Source organism: Paraburkholderia tropica (assembly GCF_014171495.1).
GTDB lineage: Bacteria > Pseudomonadota > Gammaproteobacteria > Burkholderiales > Burkholderiaceae > Paraburkholderia > Paraburkholderia tropica.
Window position 1 is genome coordinate 301216 of the sequence record NZ_CP049135.1, and the last position, 25687, is coordinate 326902.

A 25687-nucleotide genomic window follows, 5' to 3' on the forward strand; every position below is an offset into this window, starting at 1 on the left:
CGGGGATGAAAGCGGGGATGAATGCACACGCCAGAAGCGCGTTGAATTTCACGGAAACGGACCTCTTTAACCAATTCAGTCAGCCGGCGGCTCGCACGCCAGGCACGACCCGATCGACGCATAACGCTGAATCAACATGAGCTATTCCTCGAAAGTGCTTTGGGGGGAAGGCCTGTTTCTCAGGCCTCAGCACTTCCAGCGGCAAGACGCCTATCACGAAGCGCGGCTCTTCGAGTCGATCCAGGCGATCCAGCCATATAACTGGGGCGTGCGCTCGATCCGTATCGATCACGACTCGCTTGGCAGCAATATTCTGCGCATCAGCGAGTTGTCGCTCGTGTTTCCCGACGGCACGCTCTACTCCGCGCCGCAAGCCGACGACCTGCCGCCGCCCGTCGCGCTCGACACGCTGCCCGAAGGCATCAACGAATTCACGTTCTATCTGGCGCTGCATCAGGTGCGCGAAAACGGCTCGAATTATTCGGCCAATCGCGACGACGGCTTTATTGCGCGCTACGTGAGCGAACAGTCGAGCGTGGCCGATCATTACACCGACGCCGCGCAGGCCGACATCACGTTCCTCAAGAACAACGTGAAGCTCGTTGCGCACACCGAGCCGCGCGACCAGTTGCTGTCGGTGCCGGTGGTGCGCGTGCGCCGCACGGCGTCGTCGGGTTTCGAGGCCGACGAGAGCTTCGTGCCGCCGAGCCTCGCCATCGAGGCGTCGCCGCTGCTGCATCAGCGCCTGCGCCGCCTGATCGACGCGCTGCAGGCGAAGGTCAACGCGCTCTACGGTTTCCACCGCGAGCCGACCAAGAACATCATCGAATTCCGCTCGGGCGATATTGCGTCGTTCTGGCTGTTGCACACGGCCAGCGGCGCGTTCGCGACGCTCGCGCATCTGTATCAGCACGCGGCGCTGCATCCCGAACGGCTCTTCCAGGAAGAACTGCGTCTTGCGGGCCAGTTGCTCACGTTCTCGAAGAATCACACGCTCGCCGATCTGCCCGCTTATCGTCACGACGATCCGGGCCCGGGTTTTGCGCGCCTCGACGCCATCCTGCGCGATCTGCTCGAAACGGTGATCTCCACGCAGTACTTCGCGATTGCGCTCGAAGAAGTGCGCGCGTCGTTCCATATCGGCCGCCTCGACTCCGGCAAGATCGACGACAAGACCACGTTCTATCTCGCTGTCTCGGCCGACATGCCCGCCGTCGATCTGGTCGATGCCGTGCCCGCGCGCTTCAAGGTCGGCGCGCCCGACGACGTCGACAAGCTCGTGCTTTCGGCCATGCCCGGCGTGCGTCTCGTCTACACGCCGCAAGTGCCGCCCGCCATTCCGGTGCGCCCGGGCGCCTGCTATTTCGCGCTCGAATCGCGCAGCGCGCTCTATGAGCGCATGATTCAGGCGCAGTCGGCGATGGTGTACACGCCCTCGGGCATCAACGATCTCAAACTCGAACTGATTGCGGTGACGTCATGACCAACGCGCCTTCCCTTTTCGGCGACGTCGCGCCGCCGCCCGTCACGCCGCAAGCGCCGGTGGGCGATCCCGCCTATCAGGTGCGCTCGCTGCTCGACCTGCTCTACGATGGCTTTTTCATGCTGTTTCTGCTGAAAAACGGTCGCGAGCCCGGTGACGCCGCCGAGTTCAGCGCACGCGTGCAGCAGTTTCTCGGCGACTTCGAGCGCGGCGCGAAAAAGCTGAATGTTTCCGCCGACGACGTCTATGCGGCCAAGTTCGCGTTCTGCGCGGCGATCGACGAATCGGTGCTGTCCTCGCCGTTCCGCATTCGCGCGGACTGGGAGCGCCGTCCGCTGCAACTCACGCTGTTCGGCGAACAGCTTGCGGGCGAGAAGTTCTTCCAGTATCTCGAGCAATGTCGCGCACAAGGCGCCGCGCGCCTGCAATCGCTCGAAGTCTTTCACATGTGCCTGCTGCTCGGTTTTCAGGGCAAATACATGCTCGAAGGGCCGGAGAAGCTTGCTTATCTGACCGCGCGCATCGGCGACGAAATCGCGCACATGAAGGGCAAGCGCGCGCCGTTCGCCCCGCATTGGCCGCTGCCCGATCAAGTGGTGCACCGCCTCAAGCGCGAAGTGCCGCTCTGGACGATCGGCGCGGTGTTCGCGCTCGTCGGCGTGCTCGGATGGCTGGGTCTCAGCACGTGGCTGCGCGACAACACGCTGCGCACGCTCGCGCCTTACACGCAGATCGTCAAGCTCGGCCCGCAATCGGCCAATCTCACGATCTCGCTGCCTTGATGTCGACCCGATGACGATTTCAGCCCTGAAAACACGGGCTGGAATCGCTCTCACGCAGGTTCGCCCTGCTCCGCGACCACGCGATCGCGACCCGTCATCTTCGCGCGATACAGACTCGAATCGGCCCGCTTGAGCCATGCGGCGTGATCGTTCATCGCCTCGTCGCATTGCGCCACGCCGATGCTCACCGTACACGGGCACACGCTGTCCGCGTCCTTCGCCTGCAAGCGCACCGCGCGCGCAAAACGCTCGGCGACCGTGCGCGCTTCGGCGAGCGTCGCGCCCGGCAACACCACGCCGAATTCCTCGCCGCCATACCTGCCAATGCTGTCGCTCGCGCGAAAATGCTCGCGTAGTTGCCCCGCAAACGCGCTTAGCACGGCGTCGCCCGCCTGATGCCCGCGCGTATCGTTGACGTCCTTGAAATGGTCGAGGTCGATGAGCAGCAGCGACGATGCATAGCGCGTCGCGCGGCAGCGTTCGAATTCGCGCACGAGCAGATTTTCCCAATGGCGGCGATTCAAGAGACCGGTGAGGCCGTCGGTGCGGCTCAGCCCTTCGAGCATGCGCGATTGCTCGGCGAGCTTGCGCGAGATGCGATACACCGCGAGGCCCAGCGCAAGCGGATAAATCGCGAGAAACGGCAGGCACGCGAGCAGCGTGGGCAAGCGCGTATCGGGCTCGAACGCGAAGCCGAACGTCAGCAGACCGGCCGCCAGCCCCGCAAGATTCGCCAGCACGCCGCGCAGAAACAGCCGCATGCCGCCCGAAGCCATGTTGTCCATGCCCGACATCACGAGCATCAATGCGCTCGGCAGCAAATCGAATCGCATCGCGGCCACCCACACGCCGCCCATTGCGGAATCGACCATCAAATTGAGGCGTTCGCCGCGATACGGCACGGCCCACGCGTGCGCGGCACGCCGCGCGATATGCGGCCAGATCAGGCAGTCGATGACGAGCAGCACCCAGAACGGCGCGCCGCGCCCCTGCTGCACGAATACCGACGCCATGCAGAAAAACGCGAGCACACGCCCGCCGACGCGCAATCGCCAACTGCGCTCGACGAAGCGCCTCCCCTTGCCCGCCATCGGATTCGTGCTGGGTAACATTCTCGGTCTCTCGAATGTCCTGCTGTCGCGCAGGATCTATGCATGTATTGTGCCATCGGCGACAGCGTTCGCCGTGGAGAATTCGGGTTTTCCCCCTGAAAATAAGGGCTATTCGATGCGTGCGATGAGCGCACGATCGATGCCCGCGCAACCGCGCGTTCGACCGTGTGTATCGTTTCTCATGACGCCCCGATGAACAAGCCCGGGCTGTGGCGCGTCCAAGCCCGTTCTTACCAACCGTTACAGAAGCGACGTGATCGTTGCACCTGTACGCGCCACGCCTTCCTAGAATGCTTCAACCGTTGCGCAGCAAGACCGCCAGCGGCCGCCAACGACACTCGACGCGGACATTGCACGCCTATGCACGGTGCATGCGGCAGCGCGCGAATGCCGTGGGCGTAGTCGATACCAATGACGTAGAAATCACGTAGAAAAGGAGTTCGCATGAATCGCCTCTCGCTTGCCTCGCTCGCCAGTGTTTCCGCCACCGCGCTGCTCGCGCTCTCCGTGAGCGCTCACGCGCAAACCGCCGCGCCGGCTGCCACGACCGCGGGCGCCACGCAGGAACTGCATGCCGCCGACAAATCGTTCATCGCGGACGGCACGCAAACCGTCGCCACGCAGCGCGACGCGGCGCGTATTGCCGACTCGCGTTCGACCGACCGCGAAGTGAAGGCCTTCGCGGAACAACTGGTCGCCGACTACACGAAGCTCTCGAATTCGATGCGCGCCGCCAGTCCGCGCGGCGTGGACGTCCCGCGCGACGATCCGGACGCCGCCGTGCTCTCGAGCATCAACAATCTGCGTGGCGCCGATTTCGACAAGACCTATATCGAACAGGTCGCGCTGGCCGGCCAGCAAAAAACGCTCTCGGCATTTCAGGCGGAAATTGCATCGGGTCGCGATGCCGGTTTGAAGAAGGCCGCGACCGAAGGGTTGCCCGTGATTCAGGCGGATATCGCCAAGGCAAAGGAGCTGGCCGCGCGCAAGCATCTGGCGGGCTGATGAAAGCATGCGCGTGAGCGCATGATCGGCGAGGCGGCGCGCATTCGTGCGCCGCCTCGCATTCTGTCATGCGCGTGTTTTACGCTTCCGGATGGTCGTGCGCAGCCGTCACGAGACGTTCCATGCGGCGGTCGGGCACGAGCCACAGCAGCGCGACGAGCAGGAAAAACAGCGCGCCGAAATGCGCGTAATCGGCAGCGGCACAGCCGATTCCCAACAGATATCCCACCACCGACAACTTGCCTTTGTAATCGCGTCCGAGCGCTTGCGCCAGCGCGCTTTGCGCACCGTGATAGCGCACGAGGCAGCCTTGCAGCACGACATAGGCAATCGCGCAGAGCAGCAGATTCACGCCATACAGCATGGTCGGCCAGCGCCCGAAATGATTTTCGCCCATCCAGCCCGTGGTGAACGGCAGCAGCGAAAGCCAGAACAGCAAATGCAGATTCGCCCACAGCACGGTGCCGTTCACGCTGCGCGCCGCGTGCATCATGTGATGATGATTGTTCCAGTAGATGCCCACGTAGATGAAACTGAGCACGTAGCTCAGATACGTCGGCCACAATGGCGCGAGCGACGCGATGCTGTCGCCGTGCGGCACCTTGAGTTCCAGCACCATGATCGTGATGATGATGGCGAGCACGCCATCGCTGAACGCTTCGAGTCGGTTCTTGTTCATTGGCTCAATGATTCGAGGGGTTCGCAGACGAAGTAAGGCGCGCGAAAGTATGGCCGAAGTATCGCTGAAACCGGCGTGCGATGCTACGTCCTGCCGCCATCGCGCGATAATCTCCCGATGCCGCCGTAAGCGGCGCGCTACATCGTCTGACGAATCGGGCTCGCCCATGGATACCGACCGACGCGCCACCGCCCCACCCGCGAACGCAACCGACGCCGCTGCACCCTCGCGCAGCGTGCGCGTCTGGGACTTGCCGACCCGGCTCTTTCACTGGCTCGCTGTATTGCTCGTCGGCGTCGCGTGGATTTCGCAGCATTTCAACTGGATGCAGTTGCACGTGCGCGCCGGCGAAACGCTGCTCGCGCTGGTGCTGTTCCGTCTGCTATGGGGCGGGTTCGGCAGCGAGACCGCGCGCTTCGGGCGCTTCGTGGCGTCGCCGCTTGCCGCGTGGCGGCATCTGCGCCACGTCTTGCGGCGCGAGCCCGACACCCAGGTGGGCCACAATGCGGCGGGCGGCTGGATGGTGCTGTTGCTGCTCGCGTTGCTGTTCGTCGAAACGCTCAGCGGTCTCTACGTCAACAACGATATCGAGGATGAAGGCCCGCTTTCGGAGTACGTGAGCGCCGCATTCGCGAACGCGATTTCGGCGCTGCATGCCTACGGCTGGGATGTGCTCGCCATCGCCGTCGTGCTGCATGTCTGCGCGATCGGCGTCTATGCGCTCGCCAAGGGCCACAATCTGCTCGGCCCGATGCTCACGGGCCGCAAGCGTCTGCCCGCCACGGTGCGTGCGCCCGCGCGCGCCTCGCTCTGGCTCGCGGCGCTGCTGATGGGCTGCGCCGCGCTCGTGACGGCCTTGCTGGCGATGTATCTGTGACGCTCGGGCGCGTCAGCCGGCCGGCACCGTGAGTATCGGCGCCTTCTGATCCTGATTCGCCTGCGAGAGCGCGATCAGATTCTGCAGCACCGTCAACGCGTATTTCGAATCGAAATCGTCGTTCTCGATCCAGTAAGTGGCGTCGTGATAACCGATCGTGGCATACGCATCGGGCGGCGCCTTGCTGCCCACGTGCACGATGATCGTGGGCCGCGTTTCGCCGCCGATCAGATGCACGGTGGGAATCGTCGCGCCGCGCTTCACATCGTCTTCGGGCACGGAAATCTGCGCGCCGAGATTGGTCAGAATGCCCATCACAGAACGCGTCACCATGCGGATGCTGCGGCCGTCGCCGTTCGCGGGACCGTACACGACCGGATATTCGCGCACGACCGGCGAGAGTTTCAGCAGACGGCGCACGTCGTCGAGATCGGCTTTCGTTTCGGGCGGCGCGTCTTCGCTGCCGAGTGTCATCGTCACGCGATGCGAGTGATCCACCGGATCTTCCTTGTAGCTGACGGTGAGTTGTCCCGCGAGTTGCAGGCGACGCAATGCGCGCAGCAGTTCGAAAAAGCCGGGACTGCCGTCGCTCGTTGGGCCGCCGAGCGGCGCGGCGTTTTGCAGGCCGCCCACCGATTGCACCGAGAGGCGCAGCAGCAGGTCGATCGGCACGCCGCTGTCCGCGAGCGGCAGCACGAGTTCGGTCGGCAGCGGGCGAATATAGCCCGTGGCGAGCGCCTCGCCCGTGGTCGGCACGAAGGTGAAGGTCGGGTGATTCGAGTACGTCGCGCCCACGCTCGCCTGGCCGTAGCTGGTGCCCGCCGTGCTCGAACCGCCCTCCGCGATCGCGCCCGCGTTGGCCTCGAACGTGTAAGACGCGATGATCTGGCTCACCGCGACGAACGACGGCGAATCGCCGAAACGCAACCCGACGATGGTCGCGAGCATCTCGCGTTTCTTGGCGTCGCCGAGCGCGCGTTCGTAATCGACCTGATCGGTGCGCAACATGTGCGGACCGAACCAGGCGCAGCCGGACGTCATGAGGAGTGGACACAGAGCGGCGATCAGGCGGCGCCGCGGCAGCAGGCGAAATGAAATCATGTCGGCTTCGGTCGTCGGTGAGGCAACAGCCGATGCAGCTAGCAAGTCACATGCCTCGCGCGCGCCGCTTGACGTAAAATCGGGCGATCCCGTTCACTTCATTCGACACGACCGCACATGGCAACTTACCTCGAATTGCTCGCCGAAAAGCGTGCGCTCGACGCGCGTATCGATGCGTTGCGCGCCGAGGCGGCCGACGAAGCACTCGCGGCCGCCCGCGCCGCCATCGCCGAATTCGGTTTCACGCCGGACGACCTGTTCGGCAAACCGCGCGCGAAACGCGAGAAAAAAGGCGCGGCCCGTTCGCGCAAGAATGCGTCCGCGCAAGATGCCGACCACGGCAATCTCGATCTTTTCGGCGGCTCCGGCGCAAATTGAACATCTGCGTTGAACCGTTGAAATAAACGATTGAAATAAACGCGTGCGCGCACGATAAAAAATGGCCCGCGAACCATCACGGTTCGCGGGCTTTTTTTCCTGCGATGCGCGCTGATCGGCCAGCTTACTGCGCGCCCAGCTTCTTGATCAGCACGTCGAGCTGCTCCATCTCCTCGGCCGTGAGGTCGGTGAGCGGCGCGCGCACCGGACCCGCGTCGTGGCCGACGAGCTTCGCGCCCGCCTTCACGATGCTCACCGCGTAACCGGCGCGGCGATTGCGGATCTTCAGATACGGCAGGAAAAAGTCGTCGATCAGCTTGCCGACCGTTGCGTGGTCATCGGCCGCGATCGCGCGATAAAAGTCCATCGCCGTCTTCGGAATGAAGTTGAAGACCGCCGACGAATACACCGGCACGCCCAGCGCCTTGTACGCCGCCGCATACACTTCCGCTGTCGGCAGGCCGCCGAGATACGAGAAGCGGTCGCCCAGACGACGGCGGATCGTCACCATCGCCTCGATCTCGCCCACGCCGTCCTTGAAGCCGATCAGGTTCGGGCAACGGTCGGCGAGCTGTTCGAGCATGTCCGGGCCGAGCTTCGAATTCGCGCGGTTATAGATGATCACGCCCATCTTCGGCACGGCCTTGCAGACCTGCTCCGCGTGCGCCGCGATGCCTTCCTGCGAGGCTTCCGTGAGGTAATGCGGCATCAGCAGAATGCCTTGCGCGCCGTTGCGCTCCGCTTCCTGCGCGTACTCGATGGCCACGCGCGTCGCGCCGCCCGCGCCCGCGAGAATCGGCACCTTGCCCTTGCAGGTTTCCGTGGCGGTCTTGATGACCTGCGAGTATTCGCTTTTCGTGAGCGAGAAGAATTCGCCCGTGCCGCCGGCCGCGAACAGCGCGCTCGCGCCATACGGGGCGAGCCATTCGAGGCGCTCGGCGTAGGTATCGGCGCGGAAATTGCCTTGCGCGTCGAAGTCGGTGACGGGGAACGACAGCAGCCCTTCGGAAACGATCTGCTTGAGTTCTTGCGGCGTGGTCATGGTCGGGGATCCTGTGATGATGGCGATATCGGGCGAGCCTGCGTTCAGCGCACGAGGCACGGACGCTTGTGGTCGAACGTCCAGTTGGGAATCAGGTATTGCATGGCGATCGCGTCGTCGCGCGCGCCGAGTCCGTGCTGCTGATACAGCGCGTGAGCCTTGTCGAGTTCGTCGAGATCGATGTCGATGCCGAGGCCGGGCTTCTGCGGCACCTGCACCTTGCCGCCCACGATCTGCAGCGGCTCGCGCGTGAGACGCTGGCCGTCCTGCCAGATCCAGTGCGTGTCGATCGCGGTGATCTTGCCGGGCGCGGCGGCGGCCACGTGCGTGAACATCGCGAGCGATATGTCGAAGTGATTGTTCGAGTGCGAGCCCCACGTGAGGCCCCAGTCGTTGCACATCTGCGCGACGCGCACCGAGCCCTGCATGGTCCAGAAGTGCGGATCGGCGAGCGGAATATCGACCGATTGCAACTGGATCGCGTGCCCCATCTGACGCCAGTCGGTGGCGATCATGTTGGTGGCCGTCGGCAGGCCGGTCGCGCGGCGGAATTCGGCCATCACTTCGCGGCCCGAGTAACCGTTTTCCGCGCCGCACGGATCTTCGGCGTAGGCGAGCACGTCGTGTTGGTCGCGGCACAGGCGAATCGCTTCGGCCAGCGACCACGCGCCGTTCGGGTCCAGCGTCACGCGCGCCTCGGGAAAGCGTTCGGCCAGCGCCGTGACCGCGTCCATTTCGGCGTCGCCGGCCAGCACGCCGCCCTTGAGCTTGAAATCGTTGAAGCCGTAACGCGCTCTGGCGGCTTCGGCCAGGCGCACGACGGCCTCGGGTGTCATCGCCGCTTCGGTGCGCAGGCGCTCCCAGTCGTCGCGGCCTTCCGCGCCGCTCGCGTACGGCAGATCGGTCTGGCGCCGGTCGCCGATAAAGAACAGATAGCCGAGCATCTCCACTTCGCTGCGCTGCTGTCCTTCGCCGAGCAGCGCCGCCACCGGCACGTTCAGATGCTGGCCGAGCAGATCGAGCAGCGCCGCTTCGAGCGCCGTCACGGCGTGAATCGTGGTGCGCAGGTCGAAGGTCTGCAGGCCGCGGCCGCCGGCGTCGCGATCGGCGAACTGCTTGCGCACCGTGTTGAGCACCGCCTGCAGATTGCCGATCGACTGACCGACCACGAACGCGCGCGCGTCGTCGAGCGTCTTGCGGATCGCCTCGCCGCCCGGCACTTCGCCGATGCCGGTGTTGCCCGCGCTGTCGCGCAGCAGCACGACGTTGCGCGTGAAGAACGGGCCGTGCGCGCCGGAGAGATTCATCAGCATGCTGTCGCGGCCCGCGACGGGCACGACGCGCAGTTCGGTCACGACGGGCGTGGCGTTCGGTTGGACGGTCGGTGTGGACATGAAGGCTTACCTGCTTGAAAGCGCTGTTTAAAGGCGGCGCGGGCGAGCGTCCCGCGCCAGTCGGTCGGTCAAAACGGTATGTGCCGAAATCAGGCCGGGGCGGCGACGATCTCCACCCAGTTCGCACCGTGTCCGCCCGCGCAGCGCGCGGCGAGCGTGAGCGCCCCGCTCTGCGCATCGACGCGATACAGCGAGACATGCGGTGACTTCTCTCCGCAGGCCACCGCAAAGCGGCCCGAGGGATCGAGGCGGAAACCGCGCGGCTGGGTTTCGGTATCGACGCAACCGGCGTAGTCGAGCGCGCCATCGGGCTGCACGGCGAACGTGAGCAGGCGGCTGGTCGTGCGCTCCGAGGCGTAGACGAAGCGGCCGTCGGGCGAGACGTGGATATCGGCGGCCCAGACCAGCTTCGCCAGTTCGGCGGGATCGGGCTGCACCGGGTCCGACGAACTCGGGCGCGCGAAGCCGTCGTTCAGATGCGCGAGGTCGGCGGCGCGCGGCGAGACGTGGCCGGGCGCAAGTGCGCCGGTTTGCGCGTCGCGCGTCAACGCGGCCACGGTGGCGCGGAATTCGCTCAGCACGTAAAGCGTCTTCTCGTCGGGCGACAGGCACAGATGGCGCGGACCGAAGCCCTTGCCGAGATCCACGGCGCCGATCTCGCGCAGGCGCCCCTCGTTTTCCAGCGCGAAGCAGAACACGCGGTCGCTGCCGAGCGACGAGGCGTACGCAAAGTGCCCGTCGGCGGAAACGATCACGCAATGCGCGTTCTGGATCCCTTCCACGGTCTGCAGCGGTCCACCCAGGCCCTGGTCGATGTCCTGCGTGCGATACAGACACACGCGATGCTCGCCATACGAGGCGCCGAGCAGAAAGCGCCCGAGCGGATCGGCGCACAGATAGGCGAAACTCGAATCGAGCGGCGCGCGGCCGAGCGTGGTCAGCGTGCCGTTGTGCGCATCGATCGCGTAGCGATACAGATGCAGGTCCGAACCGCGCGTCACGGCATAGAGATGGCGGCGGTCGGGCGCGAGCGCCATCGGCATGACGGTCGGCGCGATGGCCGTGCGCGCGTGCGGCGTGAGCGTGGCGGCGTTGGCGTCCAGGTGCAGCACGTCGATCTCGCCGTCGTTGGCGTTCGAAACGTAGACGAAGTAGCGGTCTTGCATGAGCGTTTCCTCAGTGGTCGCGGTCGTGGCGAAAGCCTCAGTGTGCGCCACGATGGACGGACTCTGCTTCGTCGCCGAACGCGCGGCGCGTCGGTTTGTTGCGGGCGAGGAACGCGGCGGCCGCGGCGATCAGCGACGTCACGCCGAGTCCATACAGGCCGCCCGCGATCGAGCCGGTGTGCTGCTGTAGATAGCCGAAGGTGGCGGGCGCGAAGAATCCGCCCAGATTGCCGAGCGAATTGATCAGCGCGATCACGGCGGCAGCCACGCGGGCGTCGAGATAACCTTGCGGCAGCGGCCAGAACAGCGACGAGGCGGCCTTGAAGCCAATCGCCGAAAAGCAGATCGCGACGAACGAAAACACCGGATTCGCCGAGGTCGACGCGAACAGCCCGCACGCGGCAATCACCAGCGCCAGCGCGAGCCATGCCTGCTGGAAGCGCCATTTCGCCGAGAGCAGCGCGAAGCAGTACATCGCGACGATGGCGATCATCCACGGAATCGCGTTGTAGAGGCCCACCTGGAAATCCGTCAGGCTGCCCATCTTGCGGATGATCGTCGGCAGCCAGAACGTGGCCGCGTAGATCGTGAGCTGGATCGCGAAGTAGAGAAAACAGAACAGCACGATCTGCGGATCCTTCAGCAGGCGCATGACGGGCACGTGCGTGCCGGTCGCGGCTTCGCGCTCGGCCTGTTCGCGCGCCATGTAGCTTTCGAGCGCGCCCTGCTCTTCGTGCGTGAGCCAGTGCGCGTCGCGAATGCGCGACTTCAGCAGCAGCCAGCTCGCGCCGCAGAGCACGATCGAGAACGCGCCTTCGATCAGGAACATCCACTGCCAGCCCGCGAGGCCGAAACCGCGCACCGAGAGCAGCGCGCCCGTGATCGGCCCGGACAGCACCGAGGCGAACGCCGAGCCCGCCAGAAACACCGCCACCGCCTTGCCGCGCGCCTGCTGCGGCAGCCATTGCGCGAAGTAATACACCACGCCCGGAAAGAACCCCGCTTCGGCGATCCCGAGCAGAAAACGCAGCAGATAGAACGAGGTGTCGTTCTGCACGAACGCCATCGCGCCCGCCACGAGACCCCACGTTCCCATGATGCGCGTGAGCCAGGCGCGCGCGCCGTACTTCTGCATCAGCATGTTCGACGGCACTTCGAACAGCGCGTAACCGATGAAAAACAGACCGCTGCCGAGCCCGTAGGCCGCCGCGGAGAGGCCCAGATCGGCCTCCATGTGCGCATTCGCGAAACCGACGTTCACGCGGTCGATGTAGTTCGCGATGAACATGATCAGGAAGAGCGGCAGCACGTGCCGCATGACCTTGGCGCTGGCCGAATCCAGCAGGTCGTCGTGACGCTTGGCGGGAATGGACATCTGGGCTGTCTCCTGAGCGGCGTCCGCGCATCGGGGTCCGTGTGCGGCGCTTCATGGTACGTTGTCTGACGACATTGTAGGGAGGAGACGGGTGGGATTCTATTGGGTGTTTACCCTGAAAATTGGCTAGATTTGCCGTGAAAATGCGATCAGAGCAAGCAACATCGCTCCCATTAAAGGCCGGTCAGTCGATAACTTCGCCTAGTTGTACGATGACTTACTTGGCCCATCTGGCGTGCGCTGCCCGCGTGCTGGGGCAGCCGATCAAACCGGCATCCACATCAACTTCCGCTGCCGACCCAGCCATTTGGCCGAGTCTTTTCGCATCACATCGCTACGTAAGATCAAACTCCATCGGCTTGATATTTCGTACCAATGTTGATACATTTGAATCACCCTAATCGTTACGTCTCGCCGCTCGTCGTGCACTTTTTCCGAACCGGTTCCGGCAACGAACCGGTTCGGCTATGGCTCAAGGATCTCGAGGCTGCCGACCGCAAGGCCATCGGCGAGGAAATCAAGGTGGTGCAGATCGGCTGGCCGCTGGGCATGCCGGTCGTGCGCAAACTGGAGCGCGATCTGTGGGAGATCCGCGTGCATTTGCCGCTGCGCATCGCCCGGGTTTTCTTCACGGTCGCGGGCAACGCCCTCGTCCTGCTGCACGGCTTCATCAAGAAGTCGCACGGCACGCCACAAGACGATCTGGAGTTGGCAAGAGAGCGGTTACGTCAATTGAAAAACGGCTAGCGCGCCCCGCGCACAAGGAGCACGGCATGACGAACAAACATATCGGCGCAAATTTCGACGACTTTCTCGCCGGGGAAGGTCTGCTCGAAGAATCGACGGCCATGGCCATCAAGCGCGTGATCGCGTGGCAGATCGAGCAGGAAATGAAGGCGCAGCAACTGACCAAGACGCAAATGGCCGCGAAAATGAAAACGAGCCGCGCGGCGCTCAACCGCCTGCTCGACCAGAACGACACCAGCCTCACGCTCACCACGCTGGCCAGCGCCGCCGCCGCGCTCGGGAAGAAGTTCAGGTTCGAACTCTGCGCCTGAACGCTGCCTGAGCATCGCCTGAGCGTCGCTTTCGCCGCGTGTCATGCGCGAACGGCGATTAGACCTTGCCGCCAGGCGCCGTTGCCGCGCGGCGCAGTCGTTCGCGGCTGCTCGACAGATGCATGCGCATGGCCGCGCGCGCGCCCTCGGGGTCCTGACGCGCGATCGCCTCGAAAATGCTTTCGTGCTCGCGGTTCACGAGTTCGGCGTAAGTCTTCGGATCGCGGTGCGCAATACCGGCCGAATCAATGCGATGGCGCGGAATGAGCGCGGCGCCCATCTGCGTGAGGATGTCCACGAAATACCGGTTGCCGGTGGCGCGCGCCACGGAGACATGGAACGCCAGGTCCGCGCCTGCGCTGTCGCCGCCCGCGTGAGTTGCCGCCGAGATCGCGTCGAGCGCCGTGCGGATGTTCGCGAGATCGCGTTCGCTCGCGCGCTGCGCGGCCAGTCCGGCGCACTCGGTCTCCAGGCTGATGCGCAACTCCAGCACCGAGAGCAGATCGTTGAGCGTGCTGGCGGGCACGACGTCGAGTTCGAGCGGTTCGCGGCGCGGCTCCAGCACGAAGCTGCCAATGCCGTGCCGGGTCTCGATGACCGACATGGCCTGCAGCCGCGAAATGGCCTCGCGCACCACCGTGCGACTCACGCCCAGTTGCGTCATGAGACTGCTTTCGGTGGGCAGCTTGTCGCCGGGCTTCAACGCGCGCGATCCAATCTGCTGGTTGATGAAGTCGACGACCTGCTCGGCCAGGTTGCGGTTGCGCGCGGGTATCGGCGCGGCGAGCGATGCGGCCATCGTCCCCTCCTTGTCATTCGGTTTAGGGAATTATTATACGTCGTCGGACAACTGATGGTTTGCGGGCGTTGGCGCGCCAAAAGCGTCGCGTAACAGCGCTTGGCGGGCGTGGAGCGTCGCGCCGGCAGTTATCGGACAACCGTGCCGAACCGGCGCCCGGCGGAATCTTTCCCCCGCATAGTGACGCGAATCGATCATGTCAAAATTGATTAGCCATCCGAATAAAATGCAGAGATAAAGCCGCATCACTGTCTCGCCGCCAATGCTGAAGACGAAAACAAACATGCGATCGGGTCGTTAGCAAACCTGTTAATCCACTTCTCCACTTACAGTTTTTTTGCACACCTTCACGTGCATCGACGGCATTTTTCTTGATAATGTCGATCAGAGGATGCGCGCCGGACTGCCGGAACATCGGCTGCCAAAGAGAACGAAAGCTGCCCCACACCGGACGACGCCTCAACTGATATCGAATCGCACCGCGTTTGTGTCGCCACAATCCGCAACGAGGGAATCATTGAGAACCCGCTTCGTCCTCTTCATTGCCGCGCTCGTCCTGCCCTGGGCGCCGCTGTTCGCGGCACCGCCGGCTGAGCCCGCGCCCGATACGATGCAGGCACGCGTGATGGGTTGCGCCGCCTGCCACGGCGCGCACGGCGAAGGCACCGACAACGACTACTTCCCGCGGCTCGCGGGTAAGCCGGCCGGTTATCTGTACAACCAGCTGATCGCGTTTCGCGACGGCGGCCGCAGCTATCCGCCGATGAACTACCTGCTCGCGTATCTCCCCGACGCGTACCTCAAGCAGATCGCGGACTTCTTCGCGCAGCAGCATCCGCCCTACCCGCCGCCCGCCACGCCGAAGGTCGACGCCGCGTTGCTCGCGCTCGGCAAATCGCTCGTGCTCAACGGCGCGCCGAACCGCAACGTGCCCGCGTGCGCCGCCTGTCACGGCGCCGGGCTGACCGGCATGGAGCCGGCCATTCCGGGCCTCGTCGGCCTGCACGCGGATTACATCAGCGCGCAACTGGGGGCGTTCCGCTACGGCACGCGCCGCGCCGCGAGCCCCGACTGCATGCACGATATCGCCTCGCATCTCGCCGAACGCGACATCACGGCCATCGCCGCGTGGCTGGCCGCGCAGCCGGCGCCCGCCGATCCGAAGCCCGCGCCGCCCGCGCCCCTGCCGCTCGCCTGCGGCAGCGTCCCCCACTAGCCGAGGCCTCGACGTGCGCAAACATCGAATCCTCACTTCGCTGCGTTTTTCCTCGCGCCTGCCGGCCTTGCTGGCGCCGCTGGCCGTTTGCTGCGCGTTCGCCCTGAGCGCGAGCGCGCAGACCGCCGCGCCTTCCGCGAATGCCGCCAATGCGGCGAGCGCCGCCGCAGCCGCCGCGTCGGCGAACGCGAAGCCCGTCGCCGCCCACGCCGGGCAGATTGCGCGCGGCGAATACCTCGCGCGCGCCGGCGACTGCATTGCGTGTCACACGGTGCCGTCGCAGCAGATGTTCGGCGGCGGCCGTCCCATGGAGACGCCGTTCGGCACGCTCTATACGCCGAATATTTCGTCGGACAAGACGTACGGCATCGGCGCCTGGACCGCCGACGAGTTCTATCGCATGCTCCACGAGGGCAAGTCGCGCGACGGCACGCTGCTCTATCCCGCGATGCCGTTCGCCTCGTACACCAAGGTCACGCGCGCCGATTCCGACGCGATCTACGCCTACCTGCTTTCCACGCAGCCCGTGCATCAGCCCAATCGCGCGCACACGCTGCGTTTTCCGTATAACCAGCGCTCGCTGCTGCTCGGCTGGCGCGCGCTCTATTTCCGCGAGGGCGAGTTCAAGCCCGATCCGAAACAATCGGCGGAATGGAATCGCGGCGCGTATCTGGTCGAAGGTCTCGGCCATTGCACGATGTGCCACACGGCCATCAACGCGCTGGGCGGCAACTCGGCCTCGAAGGCCTTCCAGGGCGGCCTGATTCCGTTGCAGAACTGGTATGCGCCGTCGCTCACGTCGAACAAGGAAGCGGGTCTGGGCGACTGGAGCATCGAGGATATCGTCGACCTGCTGCACGCGGGCGTGTCGAATCGCGGCGCCGTCTATGGGCCGATGTCCGAAGTCGTCTACGACAGCTTCCAGTATCTGACCGAAGACGACGTGCGCGCCGTGGCCGTCTATCTGAAGTCGCTGCCCGGCCACTCGTCCGAAGTCGACAAATCGCCGAAAAGCGATTTCGTGACCGAGGAAGCGAACCGTCTCGCGCCGCTCGGCAAGAAGATCTACGAAGCGCAATGCGCCGTGTGCCACGCGACCGAAGGTCAGGGCAAGCTGCCGCATTTCCCGCCGCTCGCGAACAATCAGTCGATCCAGATGAACTCGGCGGTGAATCCGATCCGCATGGTGCTCAACGGCGGCTATGCGCCCGGCACGCGCAAGAATCCGATGCCGTACGGCATGCCGCCTTTCGCGCAATCGCTCTCCGACGAGGAAGTGGCGGCTGTCGTGACCTATATCCGCACGGCGTGGGGCAATCACGGCACGCCGGTTTCCGAACATGAAGTGAACGCGCTGCGTTCGGCGCCGCTTTTCTGAGGCCGCGATGATCGAAACTTCCGTTCCCGAACAACCGGGCGAGCGCCCGCAGCACGAACAGGTCGACGAGATCGTGCGGCGCGGTCCGGGCGGCGCGCTCGCGCTCGCGGGCATCGCCACGGCCATCGTGTTCGCGATCTGGTTCGCGTTTTACTTTCTCGTGTTCCTGCCTCGCGGCGTCATCCAATAAGCGGGCCGCTCATCCATGTCCACGAATCCGACCGATTCCCATGCCAGCGCCGACGTCGCCGCGCGCGTGGAGCGCCGCTGGGCCACGCTCATGGTGGCGCTCGTTCTGCTGTTGGTGGCGATGGTGGTGTTCACCGGCCTGCACTGGGCGATGATGCCGCCTTCGCGCGTGGAAACCATCGACCCCGAAACGCTGCACGTGTCCGGCGAATTCGTCGAAACCAATCTGGGCAGCGCGCTCGAATCCGACGGCTCGGTGACCGTGCGCGTGCTCGCGCAGCAGTATTCGTTCACGCCGCAATGCATCGTCGTGCCGACGGGCGTGCCGATCACGTTTCGCGCCACCAGCGCCGACGTCGTGCACGGTTTTCTCGTCACCGACACCAATCTGAATTCGATGGTCGAGCCCGGCTACGTCTCCACCTTCCGCACCACCTTCGACAAGCCCGGCGACCATCTGATGCCGTGTCACGAGTATTGCGGCACGGGCCACCAGGGCATGTGGGCGCACGTGAAGGTGATCGATCGCGACGCGTTCATGCAACTGGCCAACCAGGCGGGAAATTCGCGGAGACTCAGCTGTGTTAAATAACAAGCGCCTCGTGCTCGCCCACTTCTGGCTCGCCTTCGTGCTGTTCGGCGTCGCGCTCGTGCTGGGCGCGTGGCAGATGCTCGTGCGCAGCCCGCTGCATCCATGGCTCAAAGACCCCGAGCTTTACTACCGCTCCGTCACCGAGCACGGCACCGTGATGGGCTACGCGTTTCCCACGCTCATCGCGATGGGCTTCGGCTACGCCGTCACCGAACTCGCGCTGAAAAAGCCGCTGGTCGGCGTGCGCTGGGCGTGGCTCGGCTTCATCCTGCTCACGCTCGGCTCGGTCACGGCGAGCGTGCCGGTCGCGCTCGGCCGCGCCTCGGTGCTCTACACGTTTTATCCGCCGATGATCGGCAGCGTGTTCTATTACCTCGGCGTCGTGCTCGTGGTGGTGGGTTCGTGGGTCTGGGTCGCGTTGATGGGCGTGAACCTCGCGGCGTGGAAGCGCGAGAATCGCGGCAAGCCGGTGCCGCTCGCGATGTTCGCGACCGTGGCGGGCGCGTATCTGTGGGGCTGGACCGCTGTCGGCGCGGCCATCGAAGTGCTGTTCCAGATCCTGCCCGTGGCGCTCGGTCTGCGCAGCACCATCGACGCGGGACTCGCGCGCGTGTTCTTCTCGTGGACGCTGCACGCGATCGTCTACTTCTGGCTGATGCCCGCGTACATCGCCTATTACACGATCATTCCGCGCGCGATCGGCGGCCGCCTCTACAGCGATGCGATGGCGCGCATCTCCTTCATCCTGTTCCTCGTGGTGGCGATGCCGATCGGCCTGCACCATCTGTTTACCGATCCGCAAGTGGGCTCGGGCTTCAAGTTCCTGCAGTCGGTGTTCACGGCGCTCGTCGCGGTGCCGACGCTGCTTACGGTGTTCACGATCTGTGCATCGGTGGAAATCGCGGGCCGGCTGCGCGGCGGCAAGGGCGTGTTCGGCTGGATCGCGAAGCTGCCGTGGCACAACCCGCAGATGCTCGCGGTGGCGTTCTCGTTCGTGATGCTCGGCTTCGGCGGCGCGGGCGGCCTCATCAACATGAGCTACCAGCTCGACCAGCCGATCCACAACACGCAATGGGTCACGGGCCACTTCCACCTGATCTACGGCGGCGCGATCGTCATCATGTATTTCGCCATCGCCTACGATCTGTGGCCGCAGCTCACGGGCCGCGCGCTCACCAACTGGCGGCTGATGCGCTGGCAGTTGTGGCTGTGGTTCATCGGCATGATCGTGACGACCTTCCCGTGGCACCTCGTCGGCATTCTCGGCATGCCGCGCCGCATGGCGTATTTCGATTACGCCGATCCCGCGCTCGCCGGCCAGGCGCTGCTCGTGGCGATCTCGGCGGTGGGCGGCTTCATCCTCGTACTCTCGGCCGTGCTGTTTTTCGTGGTGCTCTGGCAGGGCCATCGCAGCGAGGCGGCCGCGCCCGAGGAATACCGCTTCAGCACGCCCGTGCATGAGACGCCGCGCCTGCCGGTCGCGCTCAACAGCTTCGCGTTGTGGATCGTGCTGATGATCGCCCTCACGGTCGCCAACTACGGCTACCCGATCGCGCAACTGCTCGCGACACCCGACACCGCCGTGCCCGCGATTCCGATTGGAGCGCCGCGATGAGCGACGAACGCCTGTTCTCGTTACGCAATCCCTGGTTTCGCGTGAGCGTGGGCGCGACGATCGTCGCGTTCTTCGTCTCCGCGCTGATCGGCTTCGTGTGGCTGCCTTCGGCGCAAAGCGATCCGAACTTCCAGGGCCTCTGGAACGCGATCTGCAGCGCGGCGGGCGTACCGCGCCAGTGGCATCAGGGCGAAACCTCGTTGACGCCCGGCTACAAGGTGAGCACCGTCGAACTCACGCCGCACATGCTCGACGGCGCGAGCAGTCTCTCGATCGGACGCGGCGCGACGCTCTCGCTGCGCTGCACGATGTGCCACGGTCCGCGCGGCATGAGCGACGCCAATTCGCCGAATCTCGCGGGCCAGTATGCGAGCGTGATCTACAAGGAACTGCTCGACTTCCAGAGCGGCGCGCGTCAGAACGCGGTGATGTCGCCGATGGCGCAAAATCTGTCCGATCAGGATTTGCGCGATCTGGCGGCGTATTACGCCTCGCTGCCGCCGTTCGTGGAGCTCAAGGGCGAGCCGCCCGAGATCGTTTCGCAAGGCGCGCCGCTGCGCAATATTCCGGCGTGCGCGTCGTGTCATGGCGGCGTCGATCACAAAGTCGGCAGCCCGTGGCTCGACGGCTTGCCGGCGGTCTACACGAAGGCGCAGCTCGCGGCATTCGCGAACGGCACGCGCCACAACGACATTTCCGAGCAGATGCGCAACATCGCGCGCAACATGACGCCCGACGAAATCGATGCGGCCGCCGCCTGGTACGCAGGCGCCACGCAGCATTGAGCGATCAGCACTGAGCACTGGGCGTCGAGCGCCTGCCGAGGCACGCGGCTTGCGCGACTCGCCTTCCCACCCCTTACGCGGAGAAACATCATGCAAAAGACGGCTAGCGCCAAATGGCACGGCGGCATCAAGGACGGTCAGGGTTCGATCTCGACCCAGACGGGCGTGTTGCGCGACGCGCCCTACGGGTTCGCCTCGCGCTTCGAGGGTGGCCCCGGCACCAATCCCGAGGAACTGATCGGCGCGGCGCACGCGGGCTGCTTCACGATGGCGTTTTCGCTCTTTCTCACCGAAGCCGGTTTCAAGGCCGACAGCATCGAAACGAAGTCGACGGTGACGCTCGAAAAAGTCGGCGCAGGTTTTTCGATCACGGCTTGCCAGCTCGACATGACCGCGAAGATTCCGGGTATCGACCAGGCGAAGTTCGAAGAACTCGCCAACGGCGCGAAGGAGAACTGTCCGGTGTCGAAGCTGTTCGCCAACAACGCGAAGATCACGCTGAAGGCGACCCTGGCCGCCTGACGCACACGGTGTTGTTTGATGTTTTGTGATGTTTTGTGATCGACCGGTTCGGGTCCGGTCCCCGGCACCGAACCGCTGATTTCCGTCTCGCAGAGAACCCATCATGGCCATTCCGCATGCCGCCCCCGGCGAGATCTTCGACGCCCGCCCGCTAGGCGGTGCGCTCAAGAACGCGAAGTCGACCACGCTGATCCGCGCGAAGCAGCTCGAAGTGATTCGCCTCGTGCTGCCCGCGGGCAAGCAGGTGCCCGAGCATCGCGCGCCGGGCGAAATCACCGTGCTGTGTCTCGAAGGCGTGATCCGTTTTGCCATCAACGGCGATCCGCGCACGATGCACGCGGGCGATATGCTGTTGCTCGATGCAGGCGTACCGCACGCGCTCGAATCCCTCGACGACGCCTCGGTGCTCGTCACGATCCATCTCGCCCACGACGACAAAAAAGCGTGAGCGTCGCGAGACGCTCGCGCTTCGCACAATCGTGCGATTGCGCGCCTTGACTCAACCCTGCGTATCCTGCACGGCGTAAGTCTGGACGAAGACCAGCCGCACCGTGTCGCCCGGATGGACCTGTTTCAGGTCGACGCCCGGATGCACGTCCATCGCGAAGCGCCGTGTCGCGCCACGCAGCGTGACCTTGCGGGCCTGCGCGTCGACCTGCAAGACCGTCGCCTCGACCTCCACCTGACGCGCGACTTCGTAGCCGCTGGCGGTGGGCAGGAACACGTCGGTATCGACGCGCTTGCGGATGCCGTCGCTTTGCGCGGCCACCTTGTGAAGCTCGACGACCAGCGCATCCTTGTATTGCAGCGCAATCGCATCGCCCACTTGCGGCAGCGTCTTGTCGTCGGGACGCATGACGAGCGGCAGACGCACTTCCTTGCCATGCTCGCCGAGCACGGTCATCGTGCGGCTCGTGACGTCGACCGAGGTGACACGGCCTTTCAGCGGCACGGCAGCGGCCTGCGCGACGACGCTTTGTGTCGCGTCGGCGGTGAAGTCGGAGGCGGCAGCCGGAAGAACCGGCGCGACGCCGAGCAACATGGCGGTGCTGATCGAGATGAGCTTGAGGGTAGCGGATTTCATTTTAGACTCCTGATGATTGATTGAACATGGCGGACGCGGCGCGCCCGCTCAAACTGCGATTTACTGCACTACAGGTGCGGCCTTGTGTGCCGCGCAGGTGAAGGTCAGCTCGCGCGGATCGCCGCTGGCCTCGGTGCCTGAAGCGGCCTTGTCGATCGTCGAGACGAGGTTCACTGCCCCTTCGCCACAGATCTTTTCCGCTTGCTTCATGCAGGTCCGGCTACTGGAAAAGAGGCCCTGACACTGCACCCGATAAACCGGCGCACCTTGTGTCGACGTCATGACGTCGAGGTTGTGTGCCGGGCCCGATGCGCTGGAGCAGCCCGCAAGAAGCGCGAGACCGATTGCGCAGAAGAGAATGTGATGTTTCATGATTGACTCGTAAAATCAGATTAATTAATTCGGGTTCCAGACTATTTGGGTTTTGACCGGGTGACGGCGCCGAGCGCCGCCCGATCGTTACCACTGATACGAAGCGCCAACGCCCACCGTGGTGCCGCCCGAACTCACGCCCGCGCCCGCGCGCAGCTTGATGTTCTGGGTGACGCGCGCCGTGCCGCCGATCGCCATCGCCTGATAGCCGCGATACGTGCCGCCGCCGACGCCGACCGAGATCGACTTGCCGAGGTCCACGTCCGGGATCATCGAGAGCGCGGTTGCTGCCGCGACGCCCGAGTACGCATCGCGCGCCACGCGGTTCACCTGGTCGCCCAGCATGTTCACGCGCTTGTCGGTGTACTGATTCGCCTGCGCGCCCATGTTGTTGAGCTGATTCAGATTCACGGCGTCGGTGCCGACCGTGCCGGGCGCGACATTGGTGATCTGCCGCTCGTTGCCCGCGGTCCCCACGGAGACCGTGTTCGCGCGGTCCGCCACCGAGCCCGCGCCGACCGCCACCGAGTTCGCCGCGTTCGCCTGGGCGTTCGCGCCCATCGCCGTTGCGTGATCGCCGGTCGCGCTCGCGGCTTCGGCATTGCGATCGCCATCGGCCGTGAAGAACGGATTGGCAGCCGCACTGAGGTTGTCGGTGATGCCGCTCACGGCCTGGTTGAGCTGATCGACGTTCACCGCATCGGAGCCTTCCACGCCCGTCGCCACGTTATGGATGGAGGTTTTCTCGCCGCCCTCGCCTTGCAGCGTGATGCTGTTGTAGTTGATGGTGCCGTCGGGGTTGCGGTCGTACTTCACCGTGCCTTCGGTCGCCTGCGTGACGCTCGCGTTGAGGTCGCCGATCGCCTGGCCCACCGCATAGAGCTGCGAGCCGTTGATGGCGTCGGTGCTGTCCGCGCTGACCTGGCCCGCCGCGACGTTCGTGATGGTGCGTTCGCTGCCTTGCGCGCCCACGCTCACCGTGCCCGTCGGGTTGGCGCCCGCGAAGTTGTAGTAGCTGTTGCCGAACACCGCGCCCGGCGTGGATACCGCATACGAGGTCGACGAACCCGCGCCCAGCGCCACATCGTTCGCGTGGTTCGCACGCGCACCCATGCCGATCGCGACGCTGTCCTGACCGACGGCCTGCGAGTCGACGCCGGTCGAGTTGGCGTGGAAGTACTTCGTGCCGCCCATGTAGACGTTGTCGATGTTGGTGGTCAGGTTGGTGATGTCGCCTTCGACATTCGTCACGCGGCCATCGAGATTCGTGATGCTCTGGCGAGTCTGATAAAGCTGCGAACCGTTGATCGCATCGGTGCTGTTTTCGTTGACTTCGCCTTCGGCCACGTTGCTCAGGCGCACTTTGCTGCTCGCGCCCGGGCCGCCCAGCGTCACGGAGTCACGCGCCGGCGAGTCGTACATCACCGCGTTGCCGATGTCGCCCTGCAGATTCGTGATGTCGCTGGTGTTCTTGTTGACGGCCAGATTCGTGGCGTGCAACTGCGAACCGTTGATGGCGTCGGTGCTTTGATCGTCCACGCGGCCCGCCGCAACGTTCGTGATCGTGCGTTCACTGTCTGCGCCGCCCACGCTTACCGTGCCGACCGGCGCGGAGCCCGCATAGCCGCGATAAACGCCGCCGACCGTGCCGCCCGCCGTGCCGAACGCCGTGTCCGTCACCGCGTTCGAGCCGAGCGCGACGCTGTTTGCGTGCGCGGCCATCGCATTGCGGCCCAACGCGAGGCTCGAATTGCCTTGCGCCGCGGCTTCATAACCGACTGCCGTGCTGCCTTCGCCGCTGGCATAGGCGTCCGCTTTCGCAAGGCCCTGCTCGTTGGTGCGCGCGTAGCGATACCGATGCCATTCGCGTTCGTGTAGGTTTCGCTCGTATCGCCCGCGATGTTCGTGATCGTGTCGCCGAGGCGCGTCACGCCACCTTCGACCGTGGTCACGCGGCCATCGAGATCCGTAATGGCCGTTGCGTGCTCGTCGACGACCTGATTGGTCGCGTGCAGTTGTGAACCGTTGATGGCGTCGGTGCTCGTACCGCTGAGGCGGCCGGCAGCGACGTTCGTGATCGTACGTTCAGCGCCTTGCGCGCCCACGCTCACGGTGCCCTGAGGCGTCGCGCCTGCGAACGTCACGCTCTTGCCGCCCACGTTCGCGCCGCTGGTGCCGACGGCGCCGTTCGCCACCGACCCGCGACCGAGCGCGACGTCGTTCGTCCCGGACGCAACCGCGCCTGCGCCGATTGCCACGGTGTTGGCCGCAAGGGATTGTGCGCCGGAACCCACCGCGACGCCGCGCGTCCCGTTCACCGATGCGCCGGATCCGAGCGCCGTTGCATGGGTCGTGCCCGCGGCGACTGCGCTGTTGCTGCCGAGCGCGACGCTGTTCGTCGCCTCGGTCCCGACCACGGCGTTCGCGCCCACGGCGACCGACGATCTGGCATTGCTCTGCGCCTGGCTGCCCACCGCCACGGAACTGTCCGCTTTGGTCGACACGGTTGCGCCGTCGCCCATCGCCACCGAATTCGAGCTGCTGACGCTGGCATTGACGCCGGCCGCGAGCGAGTGAGGCGCGATTGCGCCCTCGTTGCTGTAATTGCCTTGCGGCGTGCCGTTGTCGTTCACGCTGTAGTAATGCGTGCTGTTGCTGTCGATCAGGTCGGCCACGCTCTTCAACTGCGAGACGTTCACGGCGTCGGTATCTTCGGCGCCGGCCGCGAGGTTGGTGATGCGACGTTCGGTGCTGACCATGGCCACGCCGGAAGAGCCCACCGAGACTTCGCCCACGGGCGTCAGGCCCGCGAGTTTCGCCATCGCTTCCGCTGTCGGCGCGTAAGCCTCGGCGGCGGCGTTCATCGACGTGACGCTGTTCGCGCCCAGCGCCACGCTGTTGGCCGCGTTGGCCTGAGCGCTCGTGCCGATCGCAATTGAATTCGCCGCCGCGCCAGCCGTGAAGGCGCGATTGCCGATCGCCACGCTGTTCGCGCCGTTGGCGAAGGTAGCTTCGTTGCCGATCGCGAGGGAGCCCGTGCCGCGAATCTGATCGTTGAGCACGATGCGGCCGCCGTTCACATACAGCTCGTTGCCGAGCGTGAGCGAATCGCTGCCGACGATGCCGGGATCCTGATCGTTGACCGTGGCGCCATAGAACAGCACGCGCTTCGTTTGCGTGGCCTTGTCGCCCGCGCTGCAATATTGGAGCTGCCCCGGGTAGTTGCTGGCGTTGATGCCGAACCACTGATTGCCCTGACCGCCACCGGTTCCGCTGCCCGCGTCATAAGCCGCGATGCAGCCGCCGGTCGAGACGTCATTGACGAAGATGCCGGTATTGCCCTGCCCGCCGGGCGCGGGCGTGGCCCACGCGCCGCCGCTGCCCAGTGCGGCGACAGCGGCCAGCATGGCCACCGTCAGCGCCCGCCGCGCCGAATGCTTGCCGTGCGCGTGGGCGTTTTCCTGCGCAGCCGTCCACGTTTGTGTGGAGGCGTTCCAGATGGATCGATAGATCTTGTTCATTACGGACTCCCGAATGTCGAGTGAAGTGACGTGAGCGGGAGCAGCCGTGCGATGCCCTGCATCGCGAGAAAACCCTGCCTACTCGCTCGCTACAACGAAGACGGATTCCGGTGGCGCTGCATGTGTCTGGCGAGGTATCACCTGGCGGATGCATGCGCTCGT

27 protein-coding genes and 1 pseudogene are annotated in these 25687 nt (G+C 64.9%); 15 read left to right on the plus strand and 13 right to left on the minus strand.

Annotated elements, in window-relative coordinates:
* Window positions 1–136: 136 nt before the first annotated feature.
* Both tssK and icmH read left to right on the plus strand, forming a co-directional pair.
* Entirely contained in the window at window positions 137–1483 is a 1347-nt protein-coding gene (gene tssK, locus G5S35_RS16065; RefSeq protein ID WP_065058893.1) for a type VI secretion system baseplate subunit TssK, read from the plus strand.
* Entirely contained in the window at window positions 1480–2265 is a 786-nt protein-coding gene (gene icmH / locus G5S35_RS16070; protein WP_065058894.1) for a type IVB secretion system protein IcmH/DotU, read from the plus strand. The genes tssK and icmH overlap by 4 nt, the downstream gene beginning before the upstream one ends.
* Before the next feature lie 50 nt (window positions 2266–2315).
* On the opposite strand, the gene G5S35_RS16075 is transcribed toward icmH, so the two are convergent.
* Window positions 2316–3377, minus strand: a complete 1062-nt coding sequence (locus G5S35_RS16075; protein WP_074985714.1) for a diguanylate cyclase — start codon at window positions 3375–3377, stop codon at window positions 2316–2318.
* Between the two features lie 444 nt (window positions 3378–3821).
* On the opposite strand from G5S35_RS16075, the gene G5S35_RS16080 reads away from it, so the two are divergent.
* Window positions 3822–4382 (plus strand): DUF4142 domain-containing protein, encoded by a 561-nt coding sequence (locus G5S35_RS16080; protein WP_065058896.1) that lies wholly within the window; start codon window positions 3822–3824, stop codon window positions 4380–4382.
* A 79-nt stretch (window positions 4383–4461) separates the two neighbouring features.
* Here G5S35_RS16080 and G5S35_RS16085 read toward each other — a convergent pair whose 3' ends face one another.
* On the minus strand, window positions 4462–5061 hold the full coding sequence (locus G5S35_RS16085) for a TMEM175 family protein (protein ID WP_065058897.1): 600 nt from the start codon (window positions 5059–5061) through the stop codon (window positions 4462–4464).
* A gap of 166 nt (window positions 5062–5227) precedes the next feature.
* On the opposite strand from G5S35_RS16085, the gene G5S35_RS16090 reads away from it, so the two are divergent.
* Window positions 5228–5938, plus strand: a complete 711-nt coding sequence (locus G5S35_RS16090; RefSeq protein ID WP_080180445.1) for a cytochrome b/b6 domain-containing protein — start codon at window positions 5228–5230, stop codon at window positions 5936–5938.
* A gap of 12 nt (window positions 5939–5950) precedes the next feature.
* Here G5S35_RS16090 and G5S35_RS16095 read toward each other — a convergent pair whose 3' ends face one another.
* Window positions 5951–7024 (minus strand): hypothetical protein, encoded by a 1074-nt coding sequence (locus G5S35_RS16095; RefSeq protein WP_373681642.1) that lies wholly within the window; start codon window positions 7022–7024, stop codon window positions 5951–5953.
* A gap of 132 nt (window positions 7025–7156) precedes the next feature.
* Between G5S35_RS16095 and G5S35_RS16100 the strand changes: the two genes are divergently transcribed.
* Window positions 7157–7417, plus strand: a complete 261-nt coding sequence (locus tag G5S35_RS16100; RefSeq protein WP_065058899.1) for an H-NS family nucleoid-associated regulatory protein — start codon at window positions 7157–7159, stop codon at window positions 7415–7417.
* 124 nt (window positions 7418–7541) lie between these two features.
* On the opposite strand, the gene kdgD is transcribed toward G5S35_RS16100, so the two are convergent.
* From kdgD to G5S35_RS16120, 4 genes are all read right to left on the minus strand, one after another.
* The gene (gene kdgD / locus G5S35_RS16105) at window positions 7542–8459 is read right to left on the minus strand and encodes a 5-dehydro-4-deoxyglucarate dehydratase (protein WP_065058900.1); all 918 of its coding nucleotides are present in this window, start codon (window positions 8457–8459) and stop codon (window positions 7542–7544) included.
* A 44-nt stretch (window positions 8460–8503) separates the two neighbouring features.
* The gene (gene gudD, locus G5S35_RS16110; protein ID WP_183039200.1) at window positions 8504–9853 is read right to left on the minus strand and encodes a glucarate dehydratase; all 1350 of its coding nucleotides are present in this window, start codon (window positions 9851–9853) and stop codon (window positions 8504–8506) included.
* Window positions 9854–9942: 89 nt separating this feature from the next.
* A complete protein-coding gene (locus G5S35_RS16115; protein ID WP_065058901.1) occupies window positions 9943–11019 on the minus strand; it encodes a lactonase family protein in 1077 nt (358 codons plus the stop codon).
* A 37-nt stretch (window positions 11020–11056) separates the two neighbouring features.
* On the minus strand, window positions 11057–12394 hold the full coding sequence (locus G5S35_RS16120; RefSeq protein ID WP_183039201.1) for an MFS transporter: 1338 nt from the start codon (window positions 12392–12394) through the stop codon (window positions 11057–11059).
* Window positions 12395–12781: 387 nt separating this feature from the next.
* On the opposite strand from G5S35_RS16120, the gene G5S35_RS16125 reads away from it, so the two are divergent.
* Window positions 12782–13141 carry a type II toxin-antitoxin system RelE/ParE family toxin gene (locus tag G5S35_RS16125; protein WP_237181422.1) on the plus strand — a complete coding sequence of 120 codons (360 nt, stop codon included), beginning with the start codon at window positions 12782–12784 and terminating at the stop codon, window positions 13139–13141.
* A gap of 26 nt (window positions 13142–13167) precedes the next feature.
* On the plus strand, window positions 13168–13452 hold the full coding sequence (locus G5S35_RS16130; RefSeq protein ID WP_065058904.1) for an XRE family transcriptional regulator: 285 nt from the start codon (window positions 13168–13170) through the stop codon (window positions 13450–13452).
* 58 nt (window positions 13453–13510) lie between these two features.
* On the opposite strand, the gene G5S35_RS16135 is transcribed toward G5S35_RS16130, so the two are convergent.
* The gene (locus G5S35_RS16135; protein ID WP_065058905.1) at window positions 13511–14251 is read right to left on the minus strand and encodes a FadR/GntR family transcriptional regulator; all 741 of its coding nucleotides are present in this window, start codon (window positions 14249–14251) and stop codon (window positions 13511–13513) included.
* A gap of 33 nt (window positions 14252–14284) precedes the next feature.
* Window positions 14285–14536: a hypothetical protein gene (locus G5S35_RS16140; protein ID WP_183039203.1), complete on the minus strand. Its 252-nt coding sequence runs from the start codon at window positions 14534–14536 to the stop codon at window positions 14285–14287.
* Between the two features lie 325 nt (window positions 14537–14861).
* Between G5S35_RS16140 and G5S35_RS16145 the strand changes: the two genes are divergently transcribed.
* From G5S35_RS16145 to G5S35_RS16180, 8 genes are all read left to right on the plus strand, one after another.
* Window positions 14862–15467, plus strand: a complete 606-nt coding sequence (locus G5S35_RS16145) for a c-type cytochrome (protein WP_110328222.1) — start codon at window positions 14862–14864, stop codon at window positions 15465–15467.
* 103 nt (window positions 15468–15570) lie between these two features.
* On the plus strand, window positions 15571–16845 hold the full coding sequence (locus G5S35_RS16150; RefSeq protein ID WP_065058964.1) for a c-type cytochrome: 1275 nt from the start codon (window positions 15571–15573) through the stop codon (window positions 16843–16845).
* A gap of 7 nt (window positions 16846–16852) precedes the next feature.
* Complete coding sequence (locus G5S35_RS16155; RefSeq protein ID WP_065058906.1) at window positions 16853–17035, plus strand: hypothetical protein; 183 nt, start codon at window positions 16853–16855, stop codon at window positions 17033–17035.
* Between the two features lie 15 nt (window positions 17036–17050).
* Window positions 17051–17626, plus strand: a complete 576-nt coding sequence (locus G5S35_RS16160) for a cupredoxin domain-containing protein (protein ID WP_065058965.1) — start codon at window positions 17051–17053, stop codon at window positions 17624–17626.
* Window positions 17616–19241 (plus strand): cbb3-type cytochrome c oxidase subunit I, encoded by a 1626-nt coding sequence (locus G5S35_RS16165; RefSeq protein ID WP_124261776.1) that lies wholly within the window; start codon window positions 17616–17618, stop codon window positions 19239–19241. The genes G5S35_RS16160 and G5S35_RS16165 overlap by 11 nt, the downstream gene beginning before the upstream one ends.
* Window positions 19238–20026 (plus strand): c-type cytochrome, encoded by a 789-nt coding sequence (locus G5S35_RS16170; RefSeq protein ID WP_074985725.1) that lies wholly within the window; start codon window positions 19238–19240, stop codon window positions 20024–20026. Before G5S35_RS16165 ends, G5S35_RS16170 begins: the two co-directional genes overlap by 4 nt.
* Before the next feature lie 90 nt (window positions 20027–20116).
* On the plus strand, window positions 20117–20548 hold the full coding sequence (locus G5S35_RS16175; RefSeq protein WP_065058909.1) for an OsmC family protein: 432 nt from the start codon (window positions 20117–20119) through the stop codon (window positions 20546–20548).
* 103 nt (window positions 20549–20651) lie between these two features.
* Window positions 20652–20996 carry a cupin domain-containing protein gene (locus G5S35_RS16180; protein WP_065058910.1) on the plus strand — a complete coding sequence of 115 codons (345 nt, stop codon included), beginning with the start codon at window positions 20652–20654 and terminating at the stop codon, window positions 20994–20996.
* A 51-nt stretch (window positions 20997–21047) separates the two neighbouring features.
* Here the strand turns inward: G5S35_RS16180 and G5S35_RS16185 are convergent, their stop codons facing one another.
* From G5S35_RS16185 to G5S35_RS16200, 4 genes and pseudogenes are all read right to left on the minus strand, one after another.
* Entirely contained in the window at window positions 21048–21632 is a 585-nt protein-coding gene (locus G5S35_RS16185; RefSeq protein ID WP_183039204.1) for a hypothetical protein, read from the minus strand.
* Window positions 21633–21692: 60 nt separating this feature from the next.
* A complete protein-coding gene (locus G5S35_RS16190; RefSeq protein WP_074985730.1) occupies window positions 21693–22004 on the minus strand; it encodes a hypothetical protein in 312 nt (103 codons plus the stop codon).
* 87 nt (window positions 22005–22091) lie between these two features.
* Window positions 22092–23741 carry a YadA family autotransporter adhesin gene (locus G5S35_RS16195; RefSeq protein ID WP_477644652.1) on the minus strand — a complete coding sequence of 550 codons (1650 nt, stop codon included), beginning with the start codon at window positions 23739–23741 and terminating at the stop codon, window positions 22092–22094.
* A 236-nt stretch (window positions 23742–23977) separates the two neighbouring features.
* Window positions 23978–25525 (minus strand): annotated as a pseudogene (locus tag G5S35_RS16200) (ESPR-type extended signal peptide-containing protein); the annotation flags it as partial.
* Window positions 25526–25687: the final 162 nt, after the last annotated feature.

Excerpts from the sequence above, each read along its gene's own strand:
- icmH (WP_065058894.1), top strand. The coding sequence starts at position 1,480 with ATGACCAACGCGCCTTCCCTTTTCGGCGACGTCGCGCCGCCGCCCGTC.
- G5S35_RS16100 (WP_065058899.1), top strand. The coding sequence starts at position 7,157 with ATGGCAACTTACCTCGAATTGCTCGCCGAAAAGCGTGCGCTCGACGCG.
- G5S35_RS16090 (WP_080180445.1), top strand. The coding sequence starts at position 5,228 with ATGGATACCGACCGACGCGCCACCGCCCCACCCGCGAACGCAACCGAC.
- G5S35_RS16115 (WP_065058901.1), bottom strand. The coding sequence starts at position 11,019 with ATGCAAGACCGCTACTTCGTCTACGTTTCGAACGCCAACGACGGCGAG.
- G5S35_RS16140 (WP_183039203.1), bottom strand. The coding sequence starts at position 14,536 with ATGTTTGTTTTCGTCTTCAGCATTGGCGGCGAGACAGTGATGCGGCTT.
- G5S35_RS16170 (WP_074985725.1), top strand. The coding sequence starts at position 19,238 with ATGAGCGACGAACGCCTGTTCTCGTTACGCAATCCCTGGTTTCGCGTG.
- G5S35_RS16145 (WP_110328222.1), top strand. The coding sequence starts at position 14,862 with ATGCAGGCACGCGTGATGGGTTGCGCCGCCTGCCACGGCGCGCACGGC.
- G5S35_RS16180 (WP_065058910.1), top strand. The coding sequence starts at position 20,652 with ATGGCCATTCCGCATGCCGCCCCCGGCGAGATCTTCGACGCCCGCCCG.
- G5S35_RS16190 (WP_074985730.1), bottom strand. The coding sequence starts at position 22,004 with ATGAAACATCACATTCTCTTCTGCGCAATCGGTCTCGCGCTTCTTGCG.
- G5S35_RS16135 (WP_065058905.1), bottom strand. The coding sequence starts at position 14,251 with ATGGCCGCATCGCTCGCCGCGCCGATACCCGCGCGCAACCGCAACCTG.
- gudD (WP_183039200.1), bottom strand. The coding sequence starts at position 9,853 with ATGTCCACACCGACCGTCCAACCGAACGCCACGCCCGTCGTGACCGAA.
- G5S35_RS16080 (WP_065058896.1), top strand. The coding sequence starts at position 3,822 with ATGAATCGCCTCTCGCTTGCCTCGCTCGCCAGTGTTTCCGCCACCGCG.
- G5S35_RS16175 (WP_065058909.1), top strand. The coding sequence starts at position 20,117 with ATGCAAAAGACGGCTAGCGCCAAATGGCACGGCGGCATCAAGGACGGT.
- G5S35_RS16120 (WP_183039201.1), bottom strand. The coding sequence starts at position 12,394 with ATGTCCATTCCCGCCAAGCGTCACGACGACCTGCTGGATTCGGCCAGC.
- G5S35_RS16160 (WP_065058965.1), top strand. The coding sequence starts at position 17,051 with ATGTCCACGAATCCGACCGATTCCCATGCCAGCGCCGACGTCGCCGCG.
- G5S35_RS16130 (WP_065058904.1), top strand. The coding sequence starts at position 13,168 with ATGACGAACAAACATATCGGCGCAAATTTCGACGACTTTCTCGCCGGG.
- G5S35_RS16155 (WP_065058906.1), top strand. The coding sequence starts at position 16,853 with ATGATCGAAACTTCCGTTCCCGAACAACCGGGCGAGCGCCCGCAGCAC.
- G5S35_RS16075 (WP_074985714.1), bottom strand. The coding sequence starts at position 3,377 with ATGTTACCCAGCACGAATCCGATGGCGGGCAAGGGGAGGCGCTTCGTC.
- kdgD (WP_065058900.1), bottom strand. The coding sequence starts at position 8,459 with ATGACCACGCCGCAAGAACTCAAGCAGATCGTTTCCGAAGGGCTGCTG.
- tssK (WP_065058893.1), top strand. The coding sequence starts at position 137 with ATGAGCTATTCCTCGAAAGTGCTTTGGGGGGAAGGCCTGTTTCTCAGG.
- G5S35_RS16085 (WP_065058897.1), bottom strand. The coding sequence starts at position 5,061 with ATGAACAAGAACCGACTCGAAGCGTTCAGCGATGGCGTGCTCGCCATC.
- G5S35_RS16185 (WP_183039204.1), bottom strand. The coding sequence starts at position 21,632 with ATGAAATCCGCTACCCTCAAGCTCATCTCGATCAGCACCGCCATGTTG.